The organism is Priestia sp. J2, from assembly GCF_020790095.1.
In the GTDB taxonomy this organism is placed as follows: Bacteria; Bacillota; Bacilli; order Bacillales; family Bacillaceae_H; genus Priestia; species Priestia zanthoxyli.
On the sequence record NZ_CP086208.1, the window covers coordinates 3,603,829 to 3,615,968 of the forward strand.

The 12,140-nt window shown below is 39.9% G+C and carries 12 protein-coding genes and 1 riboswitch; of the genes, 3 read left to right on the top strand and 9 right to left on the bottom strand.

Going from position 1 to position 12,140, the window contains the following annotated elements:
- Positions 1 to 15: 15 nt before the first annotated feature.
- From LJY09_RS18695 to LJY09_RS18710, 4 genes are all read right to left on the bottom strand, one after another.
- Positions 16 to 933 carry an ABC transporter permease gene (locus LJY09_RS18695; protein WP_221816646.1) on the bottom strand — a complete coding sequence of 306 codons (918 nt, stop codon included), beginning with the start codon at positions 931 to 933 and terminating at the stop codon, positions 16 to 18.
- Complete coding sequence (locus LJY09_RS18700) at positions 920 to 1,987, bottom strand: ABC transporter permease (RefSeq protein ID WP_221816645.1); 1,068 nt, start codon at positions 1,985 to 1,987, stop codon at positions 920 to 922. The genes LJY09_RS18695 and LJY09_RS18700 overlap by 14 nt, the downstream gene beginning before the upstream one ends.
- Entirely contained in the window at positions 1,962 to 3,494 is a 1,533-nt protein-coding gene (locus LJY09_RS18705; RefSeq protein ID WP_028414928.1) for an ABC transporter ATP-binding protein, read from the bottom strand. The genes LJY09_RS18700 and LJY09_RS18705 overlap by 26 nt, the downstream gene beginning before the upstream one ends.
- An 81-nt stretch (positions 3,495 to 3,575) precedes the next feature.
- Positions 3,576 to 4,586: a BMP family lipoprotein gene (locus LJY09_RS18710; RefSeq protein WP_098113621.1), complete on the bottom strand. Its 1,011-nt coding sequence runs from the start codon at positions 4,584 to 4,586 to the stop codon at positions 3,576 to 3,578.
- Positions 4,587 to 4,661: 75 nt separating this feature from the next.
- A riboswitch (SAM riboswitch) is annotated at positions 4,662 to 4,768 on the bottom strand.
- A 333-nt stretch (positions 4,769 to 5,101) separates the two neighbouring features.
- Here LJY09_RS18710 and LJY09_RS18715 point away from each other — a divergent pair.
- Entirely contained in the window at positions 5,102 to 5,263 is a 162-nt protein-coding gene (locus LJY09_RS18715; RefSeq protein WP_155017469.1) for a hypothetical protein, read from the top strand.
- Positions 5,264 to 5,353: 90 nt separating this feature from the next.
- On the opposite strand, the gene LJY09_RS18720 is transcribed toward LJY09_RS18715, so the two are convergent.
- Positions 5,354 to 5,722, bottom strand: a complete 369-nt coding sequence (locus LJY09_RS18720; RefSeq protein ID WP_028414930.1) for a hypothetical protein — start codon at positions 5,720 to 5,722, stop codon at positions 5,354 to 5,356.
- Positions 5,723 to 5,741: 19 nt separating this feature from the next.
- Complete coding sequence (locus tag LJY09_RS18725; protein ID WP_108674273.1) at positions 5,742 to 7,352, bottom strand: putative polysaccharide biosynthesis protein; 1,611 nt, start codon at positions 7,350 to 7,352, stop codon at positions 5,742 to 5,744.
- Positions 7,353 to 7,686: 334 nt separating this feature from the next.
- Between LJY09_RS18725 and LJY09_RS18730 the strand changes: the two genes are divergently transcribed.
- Positions 7,687 to 8,271: a YjgB family protein gene (locus LJY09_RS18730; RefSeq protein WP_108674274.1), complete on the top strand. Its 585-nt coding sequence runs from the start codon at positions 7,687 to 7,689 to the stop codon at positions 8,269 to 8,271.
- Between the two features lie 27 nt (positions 8,272 to 8,298).
- On the opposite strand, the gene LJY09_RS18735 is transcribed toward LJY09_RS18730, so the two are convergent.
- From LJY09_RS18735 to LJY09_RS18745, 3 genes are all read right to left on the bottom strand, one after another.
- On the bottom strand, positions 8,299 to 9,141 hold the full coding sequence (locus LJY09_RS18735; protein WP_028414933.1) for a GNAT family N-acetyltransferase: 843 nt from the start codon (positions 9,139 to 9,141) through the stop codon (positions 8,299 to 8,301).
- Positions 9,138 to 9,803, bottom strand: coding sequence for a cyclase family protein (locus LJY09_RS18740; protein ID WP_098113616.1), 666 nt, complete (start codon positions 9,801 to 9,803; stop codon positions 9,138 to 9,140). The genes LJY09_RS18735 and LJY09_RS18740 overlap by 4 nt, the downstream gene beginning before the upstream one ends.
- A gap of 93 nt (positions 9,804 to 9,896) precedes the next feature.
- Positions 9,897 to 11,024 carry a 2-methylaconitate cis-trans isomerase PrpF family protein gene (locus LJY09_RS18745; protein WP_228307791.1) on the bottom strand — a complete coding sequence of 376 codons (1,128 nt, stop codon included), beginning with the start codon at positions 11,022 to 11,024 and terminating at the stop codon, positions 9,897 to 9,899.
- A gap of 184 nt (positions 11,025 to 11,208) precedes the next feature.
- Here LJY09_RS18745 and LJY09_RS18750 point away from each other — a divergent pair, with 184 nt between their 5' ends.
- Positions 11,209 to 12,069 carry a LysR family transcriptional regulator gene (locus tag LJY09_RS18750; RefSeq protein ID WP_028414936.1) on the top strand — a complete coding sequence of 287 codons (861 nt, stop codon included), beginning with the start codon at positions 11,209 to 11,211 and terminating at the stop codon, positions 12,067 to 12,069.
- Positions 12,070 to 12,140 lie beyond the last annotated feature (71 nt).

The window sequence follows — 12,140 nt, forward strand, 5'->3', positions numbered from 1 at the left end:
CTCTTTATTTTTTTATCAGCGTGCACTTTGCTGACTTGTTTGATTCGTTTCGACACCTTTATCTCGTAAGAAAAACATCGCGGCTAATGTAAGTACGTAAGGGACCATCATCGTAAACTCAGTCGGTATTGAAAAACCTTGCAGTCGTGTGCTCACGGCATCCATTAAGCCGAAAAGGATACTTGACGCTAAAATACCGAGCGGATGAGACTGACCGAGCATCATCGCAACAAGTGCAATAAATCCACGCCCTGAAGTCATGCCTTCTGAGAACATCGTGACTTGACCTAATGAAAGCTGTGCTCCCGCAATCCCACACAGAATTCCGCATGCTGCAATCGCAAACAGCTGATATCTTATTGCTTTTAACCCAAGCGTACTTGCTGCTACTTGATTGTAGCCTACTGCTAGAAGACGAAAACCAAAAATCGTTCGATAAAAAAAGATATAAAAAGCAATAGCTGCTAAAAATGCAAAATAGACAAGCGGTGACTGCCCGGAAACAATGTCGCCGATTATAGGTATGTCTTTAATTAAAGGAATATCCCATGTACCTATCCCGTGCATGTTTTTATCGTAATAGGCACCTTTTGTATGAAAAATAGTCCGGAGTAAAAATGTCGTTAAGCCCAGTGCTAAAAAATTAATAGACACCCCAACAACAATTTCATTCGCTTTAAATATCACGACCATCACCCCAAACAGCAACGCAAAAAGTAAGCTTGCTCCAGCCGCAATCACGATCGCAAAAAAGACATTGTGAGTATAATAGTTACCGGCAATTCCGCTAAAAGCCCCAATCAATATCAGACCTTCTAACCCTACATTAAATATGCCTACGCGCGCACAAAGCATTCCGCCCAGCGCCGCTAATAAAATCGGTGCAACCATTCGCAGCGTTGCATTTAACAGTGACCAATCAAGCAGCTCCACGAATATCAGCTCCTTTCTTTTTGGCTTTCCACCACTGCTTTGTAAATTTCGCTGAGATAAATAGAATAAGAACAGCTTGCATAATACTCGCAATTTCTAACGGAATTTCTGTATTACGCTCTAGCCCCATCGCTCCTGTTTGCAAAGCGGCAAGTAAAAGAGACGTAAAAACAATGCCGATTGGATTTGAATTTGCTAACAGAGCAGCCATCACTCCAGTCCATGCATATCCAGGAACGGTGAGCGCACCGTCTACAAATCGGTACTGTGAACCAAGCACTTCAAATCCTCCTGCTAATCCAGCCAAGCTTCCGCTAATAAACATGCTAAACAGCATGACTTTTACCTGATGAATGCCTCCATACGCTCCGAACAACGGATTTTTCCCGGATGCGTTTACTTCATAGCCAAACACAGAGTAGCGAAGCACCGTCCATAGCAGCAGCGCACCCACTAGAGCAATGATAAATCCGACATGAAGAGGTATTCCTTGAAACACTTTTCCAAGCCATGCTGATTGCTCAATCATAGGCGTCTGAGCGAGAGCAGCTGAGCCTGTTTTATCTTGAAAAGGGTGACCTGCTAAATAACTTGCAAATAAAACAGCGATATAATTTAATAAAAGGGTCGAAATGACAAGCTGAATTTTAAACGCGGCTTCCATCCATCCTGCTAAAACGGAAAGCAATCCCCCTGCCACAACAGCAGCGGCAATGGCTGCTATCAGCTTGACTATCCCTGGAGCCGGCAGGTAATAAGCAACAATCGCTGCACTAATCGCTCCAACGACCATTTGTCCTTCTCCCCCTAAATTAAACACACCTGCTCTAAAAGCAAATCCCACACCTAACGCAATTAACAGAATAGGCGTAGCGCGAGCCAGCGTAGTGGTGAAGAAATAAAAATTACCAAACGCTCCATTCCAGAGCTCTGTATATGTTTGGAAAACCGAACCACCTGTTAAGGAGATAATAATGCCTCCTATCGCTAAGCCAAAAATGACCGCAATAATCGGTTGGATTAATGATTTAAGAAGTTTCTGCAACTGTATCACCTTCTACCGTTCCTCCTGCCATTAATATGCTTAGTTTCTCTTCCGTCGCTTCTTCTCTTGTAAGCTCTCCGACAATACTGCCTTCGTACATCACTAAAATTCGATCTGATAGTGAGATAATCTCCGACAGCTCAGACGATACAAGTAAAATAGCAGAGCCATTATTCCTTTTTTGAATCAAGGCATCATGAATACGTTCCATTGCCCCAATATCCACTCCTCGCGTTGGTTCGGCAGCAAGTAGAAAAGAGGTGTTTTGGCCAAGCTCTCTTGCAACAATTAATTTTTGCAGATTTCCCCCAGACAGTTCTCCTGCTTTTTGCTTAGATGAAGTGGCTTTAATCGAAAATTCATTTATCCATTCCTCCACGCTCGACTTGAATATCTTTCTTTTCAGCCAGCCCATCTTCGAGTAAGAAGCTTTATACTGATAGCCCATCAGCGCATTTTCCTCGATCGTATCGTCTTTAGAGGCTCCCCACATATAGCGGTCTTCTGGAATATGAGCAATTCCTGCCTCTCTTCTTTCACGCACAGATCGCCCTGTAAGATCTTCATCTCCAAGTTTGATACTTCCGGTGTCTGTTTCTACTAATCCAGCAATTGCTTGAAGCAGCTCTGACTGCCCATTTCCTGAAACCCCTGCAATACCGACAATTTCGCCTGCAGAAACGTGAAGAGACACATTTTGCAATACGTTTTTTTGTCCTTTTCCTTTTAAAAAGAGATTTTGTACGCTTAAATGAGAAGTGCTTTGTGATGGCACTCTTGCAGGACGCTCTTTTAATTCTCTCCCTACCATTAGTCTCGCTAAATGGTGAGCATTGGTATCTTCTTTACTTGTGACGCCGGCTACTTTACCATTTCGAAGAACTGTAATTCGGTCCGCTACTTCCATCACTTCTTGCAGCTTATGTGTAATAATAATGATGCTTTTTCCTTGAGAAGCCAAAAACCGGATTGTTTTTAATAGTTCCTTTACTTCATGAGGAGTAAGAACGGCGGTAGGCTCGTCTAAAATAATAATTTCTGCTCCTTGATACAGCACTTTTAAAATTTCAATCTTTTGCTGTTCCCCAATTGAGCAATGCTTTACTTTTTTATGAACATCCACTGAAATTTGATAAGTTTGGGTTAATTGCTGTACATCTGCTTTCGCCTGCTTTCTGTTGAAAAAGAGACCTTTCTTTGGCTCATGCCCCAAGACAATATTTTCAGCCACTGAAAAATGAGGAAAAACCATAAAATGCTGATGCACCATGCCTATTCCGTTTTTAATCGCATCCGCAGGAGATGAAAACGAAACAGGTTTCCCGTGCAGCTGAACACTTCCTGAACTCGGCTTTTCCATTCCGTAAAGCATCCTCATCAACGTTGTTTTACCAGCACCGTTTTCTCCGACCAGCGCGTGAACCTCCCCTTTTTTCAGCGTAAAAGACACGTTATCGTTTGCTAAAAATGAACCGTATTTCTTCGTCAAATTCGTTAACTGCAACAGCTCACTCATTCCATTCATTGCTCCTTTCCCTTTAGGTTTTTTTCAAAAATAAGAAAGAGAAGCCAGCCTTACTCGACTTCTCTTCTCAACTCACTTTGCTAACGGATCTTTTACCACTGTTTTTCCATCAATAATCGAATCTTTAATTTCTTTTAATTGATCAATTACATCTTGTCCTACAAAGTCATTAAGAGGTGTCTTGCTGTCTTGAGTCACATACGTTAACCCAACACCTTTTTCTTTTAAGCCGTATGTCACTACGCCCGATTTAAATTTGTCATTTGCTAGTGCTTCTACCGTTTCATAAGCAGCCGCATCAGATCCTTTTAACTGCGATAAAATGATATGCTCAGGATCTACTTCCGTACGGTCAATATCTTGGCCTGCCGTATAAAAACCTTTTTCTTTTGCTGCTTCAAATACACCCAAGTCGCCTACAGCTGATGCTCCAGCGATAAAATCAGCGCCTTTTGAAGCCTGTAAAATAGCAAGTTCTTTTGCTTTAGCTGGATCAGAGAAGCTTCCAACATAGTTTACTAAAAACTCTGCTTTTGGATTTGTTGATTCTAGTCCTTCTTTAAAGCTTACCGTCCATTTTTTTAATAATGGAATATCATCAGCTGCAACCATTCCTACTTTATTCGTTTTCGTAATCAATCCTGCGGCTGCTCCTAATAAATATGAAGCTTCTTGTTCACGGAATACAACGCTTCTTACATTTGGTAAATCAACCACTGTATCAATAATCGCAAATTGACGCTGCGGATTTTCTTGAGCTACTTTTTTCAACGCATCTTCGGATTCAAAAGAAGATGTAATAATCAAGTCATAATTTTCTGCTACGGCAGCACGCAAATTACTTTCAATGGCTGCTTGATCTGTAGATTCAATTGTCTTTACATCAATGTTATACTTCTTCCCAGCTCGTTTTGCTCCCTCATCCATTTGCTGAAAAAACGGGTTAACCCCAATCTTTTCAGGCAAAACAAGAGCAATTCGCTTCTTTCCTTTCTCTTCACTTCCACTGCTTTTTGTGCTTTTTGACTGACAGCCAGTTACGAGTAGTACAAGCGCAACTGCTAAAATAAGAAATCTCTTCATTTAACTTACTCCCCCTATAATATAAAAAAAGCTCTTCCTTTATATAAAGGAAGAGCTCGTTAACCAAACGTCTCTTCCTCATCTTCAAGAACATACTGTTCTTAAGGATTTGGCACCATTCTGTCATAGACAGCGGTTGCCGGGTTTCACAGGGCCAGTCCCTCCACCTCTCTTGATAAGGAAAACAATAGCTATTTGTTTTATGTAATATAGTCAATATTAATAGTTTTTTAATAATTGTCAATATTATTTTTCTTTTTCATACAAAAAAACTTTAAAAACAGATAGGATTATATGGTTTTAGTCTACTAAAATAGAAGTTAAAGCCTTTACCTCATTTCTTGAATCATTCTATACTTCTTCACAAAGCGCTTATACTGAATTTGTTGACTGTCGAAAGGATTTAGTGGTAGCAAATAAATTCTATTATGCTTCTTCGGTTAATGTGTTATTAATTGAAACCACTTTACCAATAATGTTAGACTTTTCCTTAGCGATATTGTTAAGAGGTGTTAATGTTGAAATTAATGAAAGAATTATCTGGCATAGCCATTGGGCTTATTATCGCTTTAGCCGTTTCAAAAATATTTTTTGATACCCCGACCAACATTGGAATCGTAGTTATTTTTATTACGAGTATGGTCGTAACAGGGGTAGCAAGAGCAAAACTAAGATGAGATAATCTAACAAAAAAACACCACCTTTTATTCGCAAGGTGGTGTTTTCTTTTAATGATTTTAGTATGTAGTAATTCTAAGTGAAGGCCTTTACCCTTCTCCATCAATCATCGTATACTTCCTTGCAAAGCGCTTGTAGTAAATTTGCTCATCCTCTTGCCCATCGTTAAAAACAAGTCGGTTATGATCAATATCTTTCTCTTTTAACACATAGCCTTTTTCATTCATCAGTTGAATATATTCATCTAAATGTCCTTTTTTCACCATATAGTAAAGAGCATCATCTGAATCCGTAGTCTCTGCTACACCTTGACTTCCCACTTCTAATTTGAAAACAGCTTTTGCCGTTTGAATGGGACGGTAGTCTCCAAACACTCTTTCCCAATTTAATAGCAGCAGCGCGCCGAAAATTATGATACATCCTCCAGCCGCTACGGTTAGTAAAAATCGTTTTGACACACCTTTCTCTCCTTTACATTTACATTCTTTTTCTTCTATTTAATACAACAGATTGCCCTAAACTTGTTTTTACGCCAAGCCCTAGATACACAGCAGCACCTAAAGCAATTGAAATACAAGATGTGCTAATCGCAAGTGAAGATGCAGACAGCTTATTTTCTAAAAAATAGTGAGAAGTATAATTGCCGATAATCACAGCGGCTGACATCACACTTACTAATAAAACAGGTGTCAACGCAGCTTGTCCCAGTGATTGAACTCGGTAAGAAATAGATTTTTCAATTAAATAGAAGTTATATATAACCGATACACCATACCCTCCGTAAGTCGCGACAACCGGTCCAATTTCTTTTAAGCTTGAAACCAACAGTACGTTTAATACTATCTTCACAACAATTCCTAAGCCCAAGCCTAAAATTAGCTTCTTTTGTTGATTAATTCCTTGGAGAATTGCGGCTGTTACGGTAAAAAGAGCAAAAAGAATCGCAGCAGGCGCATACCATTGTAAAACAACTCCACCGATTTCAGGACTGTTTTTCGCTCCAAAAATCATCATATATACCGGCTTACCCAATAAACAAAGCCCTACCGCAGCAGGAAGAGTAAAAAACAACAGCAGCTGCAGCGTTTTTGTAATCTTTCCTTTTACTTCTCGTAAATTTCTTTGCACAAAAGAAGATGTAATGCCCGGAATTAGCGACATGCTGAAGGCAGTCGCTAACGATACCGGCACCATCACCAAAATTTGCGCTAATCCAATGACGGAGTTAATCGTTTCAGCCTTAGCTTGTCCATATCCTATTGATTGAAAAAGCATGTTAATCGTAAACGTATCAATATTTTGATAGATAGGAATAGCTAAACCAACTAATACAAACGGAACAGCGTACGTCACAAGCTCTTTGAACATTAAAGAGAACGGAACGGATTTATTATTCTTTCCGCTGTTCACTTCTTTTATAATCAACCGCTTGCGCTTCAAATAAACCGCTCCAAGAATCCCAATTCCCCCTACGCCTCCAATAAACGCTCCAAACGTACCGATTCCAACAGCTTTTGTCATTGTGCTATGAAAAAGGTGAATAACAGCGTATGCTCCTACTAAAATGAACAACACTCGCACTATTTGTTCAATAATTGTACTTAGCGCGGACGGTCCCATAGACTGGTTACCTTGAAAGTAGCCTCGTAATAGACTCATAGGCGGGATAATAATTAAAGCAAAGCTTACCATTCGGATGACGTACACTACGTCTTTTTGACTATTTCCTGAGGAATCTTTTCCGTTAATAACTAGTTCAGCGAGCCACGGTGCCATCGTATAGAGGACTAAGAAACCTATTATGCCCGTTATCGTCATTAATAGAAGTCCTGCTTTTAACAGATCTTGTCCCGCACGGTAGTTTCCAAGACCGTTATATTTCGATACATACTTAGAAACAGCAAGCGGAAGACCCATTGTCGAAAAGCTTAGCATCAATGTATATGGACCGTATGCATACTTATAAAGTGCATAACCTGACGTTCCCACTAAGGCTGTGAAAGGAATAATATAAATAAAGCCTAAAATCTTTGTTAACAAAGAAGACGCTGTTAATAAAAGCGTACCTCTCATCAAATTTTTTTCCATACATCAAAACTCCAGCAATAAATATTATATTTTTAACAAATACTTGATTTATTGTATCATAATTACAATTATTATCCAGTTTTTTATAAAGCATTAGAACCTTCTTCATATTGCGTTTTTTTACCTAATAAAGGAATATAAACCACTCTTTTCACCTATGATAAATGAATCGTTTTTTGCTTTTTGCTTTACCTGACGTTTACATTCTAAAAGACGTGTTACATTATATATATATCAGTTACCAACTCAACTAAGACTCCTTGACTATTCTGGCCTACCTTCTCTTTTAGGTAGACTGAGGTTGCTAAATCGTTATATATAGGAGGAAAAAATCATGAAAATGAAACAACGACTATCAAAAGCGGCTGCTGCTGCGACGATTACAGGAATTGCTGCGTTTGGATTTGCTCCTGTCGCTCAGCTTGATACACCAGCACATGCAGCTACATCTCAAGAAACAAGCAGTCAAAGTCAAACAGCTGTAAAGAACATTAACGAAATTTATAACGCCGCAGTAAAAGGTGAAGTACCACGATTAACAGCAGACTTTAAAATTGGCAAAACCCTGCGTCAAGACGTTCGCGATCAGTTCGGTCCGCCGCCTGAAGGTTCATCAAATAGCTTTGACTACTACCACGCGGAAATGGGCCATCCTGGGTATGCATTCGGCTATGACCAAAATAACGTCATCAATGAAATTCGCTATTTTGGTACGAATGTAGAGCGTCAAACAAATTTAGGGTCCATCACGCAAGCTAACTTAAAGAAAGAATTAGGTCAGCCAAACTTTACAGGTAAAGTAAAAGGTGATGGTACGACTCAAACGAGATACACGTATCACGCCGGCGCCTATGATCTTGAATTTATTTTTGATGATAGCAAAACGTTAAATCACGTTAATTTAGTTAAAAAACCTTAAGTAATAGAAAAAGTAGCAGACAGCCTGCTACTTTTTTTCATGAAATAAAACTAGTGCTGAATCAGCTACGTGTTCATACCCAATCTCCATATAAATCTTGTTAGGCGTAGGGTTTGTCATGTCCGTGTATAGACTTGTTGTTTGAAAACCGCTGTCTAGCATAAGCTGAGAAAGCGTGGACACACAGCTTGAGGCATAGCCTTTTTTACGTTCTTCCCGCGGCGTGTATACAAAGTTAATTGTAATGTTATGAGTCGTTGGACGCGTAGCATTGGCAATCGACACATACTTCCCGTTCACTTCCCATAAAAATAACCGTTCTGCTTTAATAAAAGCTTCGCCTGTTTTGACAGCTTGTTCTTTTGACACAGGCTCTCCAATAGTCCCCATAAACTCCCAAATCCATTCTGTCACGAGCGGAAGGTGCTCCAACCTTGCTTTTACCAGCACTCCGTTCGCGTCCACAGCTTTTTTTACTTTGTCTAACTGATAAATGCGCTGATCCATTTTCAAAGAAGCTTCTTGATTTTTTAGCGCTGCTAGTTTTTGAGAAAGATATAAAGCCGTTTGCCTTTCTCCAACTAAGCCCGGTACGTCGATTTCTTGTAATAGCTCTGCCGCTTCGCTTAGTTCACCCTCCGTTAGCTTCTGTATTTGAGACAGGATGATTTGCTTAGGATGCGTTTGCAGTAACACAAGCGCAGCACGACTGTCTTTTAAAATAACACCCATGAAATTTGGTTTGCTGCTTTCATTTAAGCTGTGTAAAATGCCAAGCGCTAAGTTATGAAGAACTTCATTCTTCGATAAAAGCGGTTCTACTTGGTTTTTAAATTCCTGCACTTCTCTATATCTATGTAACTGGATCATTTTCTTTCTACCTCCGCAAATGCTCTTACGGGAAACGTTCCGGCTCCTTTTATTTTAGGAGGCACGGCGTAAAATAAAAAGGACTGCGTTAGTTGATTTAAGTGACATAAGTGTTCAGCAATTACAATGTCCGCTCCTAACAGCAGCGTATGAGCTGGTCTTGCTTTTCCTTTTGTGTCGTCAATATTCATCGAATCAATTCCTACAAGAGCGGGCTGTTGAGACACTAAATAAGCTGCCGCGCTTTCTGTTAAGTATGGATGGTTTTCTAAATAATCGTCTGTATTCCAGTAGCGATCCCATCCCGTGTGAATTAATACCGCTTTGCCTTTTACGTCTATATGGTGAAAATGAGATTCATCAATAGCCGTTAAAGTCGGGTCGATTGAAACTACTATTCCTTCCAGTCCGGCTGTTTTATCAATAGCCGTTTGAGCTAAATCCGCTCCGTTTTTATATCTGTGAAACGGCACGTCAATATACGTACCGGTATTCGTGACCATTTCAATTTTACCGATTTGAAATTCAGTCCCTGGTTCATACAGCTTTTTAGACTCTTCTCGGCTTAAATAGTCGCAAATAATCGGTGCCGGCAAGCCTTTATGCGTGATAACTCCGTCTTCAATGACGTGGCTTAAATCAATATACGTTCTTTTTTTCATACTACCACCTACTTTTTTCAATATTCAGTAAAAATAGTCTAACATAAAAAAGCTCTTCCTAGTTTCCTAGAAAGAGTTTTTTTGAGAACGTTATCAACTTGATAAACATACATCGTACGCGTGCTTTGTATAAACAAATCCTTCAAAAATAAGACGGGCCGTACGCACTACTTTGATTCCATTAACCTGTCCTTCTTTTAGATCTACACTGGTTTCCATAATTCCCATTGGATGAGCAAGTCGAACCGTATCGCCTTTTAGTTGAACCATTTCTGACAGAAGCGTGCCTTTTGTATAGATAGCCGCCGTTGTACAAATTGCTCCTGTAATCGCAAGCGTTTGATGCGGTTTTTGCATCGACATCATGCGAATTAATACGTCCATTTGAGAAGCAGCTTTTTCTCTGCCAGTCCCGTCGTGGTGGTCCATCGGAGGAGCAATAATCGTCATTTTTGGAACCGCTGGTGATAGTTTAGTTGCTTTGCCTTGAGGTGCGAGCCCCGCTTTTTCCGCTGCAATGGAGCGAATTTCTTCAAATAGCTTCAGCTGTTTGTCCGTGTATTCATGCGGAAGTTCTGTTCCTTTTAGGCCAATATCCGCTGCTTTAACAAATACAAGCGGATTTCCTACATCAACAATTGATGCTTTTACTGTTCCGATGGATGTTTGCAGAAGATCAATAGCGTTCCCGGTCGGAAGCAGTTTTCCGGTAACGGCTCCTTCTCCGTTTTCAAACGAAAGATAAATAGGTGAACCCGTACCTGGCACTCCAGGAATCATACATTCCCCTTCTGTTTTCACTTTCCCGTTTTCTACTTCTACTTCCGCTACGATTACTTTTTTAGTATTCGTATTATAAATCCGCACTTTGGTCACCGGTTCCACAGCTTGTACAAGTCCTTGTTCAATTGCGTAAGGCCCCACTGCTGAGGAGATATTGCCGCAGTTTCCTTTAAAATCAACGAGAGATTCGCTGATGCTGACCTGCGCAAACGTGTAATCTACGTCAGCTTTCTCTAAATCTGATTTTTTAATAATCGCAATTTTACTTGTCAGCGAATTAGCTCCGCCCAACCCGTCAATTTGACGTTGATCCGGACTTCCCATTATATCTAGCAAAAACGGTTCCCAATCCGATTTGTTCACAGGCATTTCTTCATGATTGATAAAGACCCCTTTACTCGTTCCACCTCTCATAACCGTTACAGGAATACGCGTCATCTTAATCACCTTTCTCCCCTACTAACAAACGCCCAGGCGTTCATCAAACCATTTTATTTTTTTACTATTTAGAACCGGTTCATTTGCCATTTATCGTATAATAGAGGTGGTCATAAGTAAAATACATAAAATTTATTGTCTTTTTAAAAAAAATTTTATAATCTAAATACAAGGGGGAATTGGGATGGATCAAAAAGATTGGATATTAATTAAAACGCTTCACGAAGAAAAGAACATTACGCGAACGGCTGAAAGGCTCTACGTATCGCAGCCTTCTTTAAGCTACCGGCTTAAAAATCTTGAAGAAGAATTTGGCGTGACGCTGTTTTTTAAAACGAAAAAAGGAATTGAGTTTACATCTGAAGGTGAGCATCTTGTTCGCTATGCAGAAAACATGTGGAAGCAGCTGCAAGAAACAAAAGACAGCATGCGTAATATGAGCGAAACCGTTACAGGCACGCTTCGCTTAGGGGTATCGAGTAACTTCGCACAGCATAAGCTTCCAAAGATTTTAAAACAGTTTTCTCTTCACTATCCAAACGTACAGTTCAGTGTCAATACAGGCTGGAGTACGCAAGTTATGAATCTATTAGACTCTTCGCGTGTGCACGTTGGTATTTTGCGAGGCAATTACCCGTGGAACGGAGAAAAATCACTGCTGACGAAAGAGCGGCTTTGCTTAATTTCAAAAAAAGAAATTGCGATTGATGACTTGCCAAGCCTGCCTTATATTAATTATAAAACGGATACGTCGCTAAAAGATCTCATTCAAGACTGGTGGCATGACAAGTTTTCAGAGCCTCCGTTTGTAGCGATGGAAGTTGACCGGCAAGAAACGGCCAAAGAAATGGTTAAAAATGATTTAGGCTTTGCGATTTTACCAGAAATTTGCCTTCACTCCAGCGACAATTTATATACATACGGACTTTCATACCGAGATGAATCACCTTTGCTTCGAAACACGTGGCTCATGTATGATCCTTCTTATTTGAATCTAGCGGTCGTAAAAGCATTTATTGACTTTTTAAAGCTAAGTGAAAAATAAAGCAAAAGCTAAAAAGTTTGGGTCTTGGAAGAAACTTTCTTTTAGACCAAGCTTTTTTCTGGACTGCCATT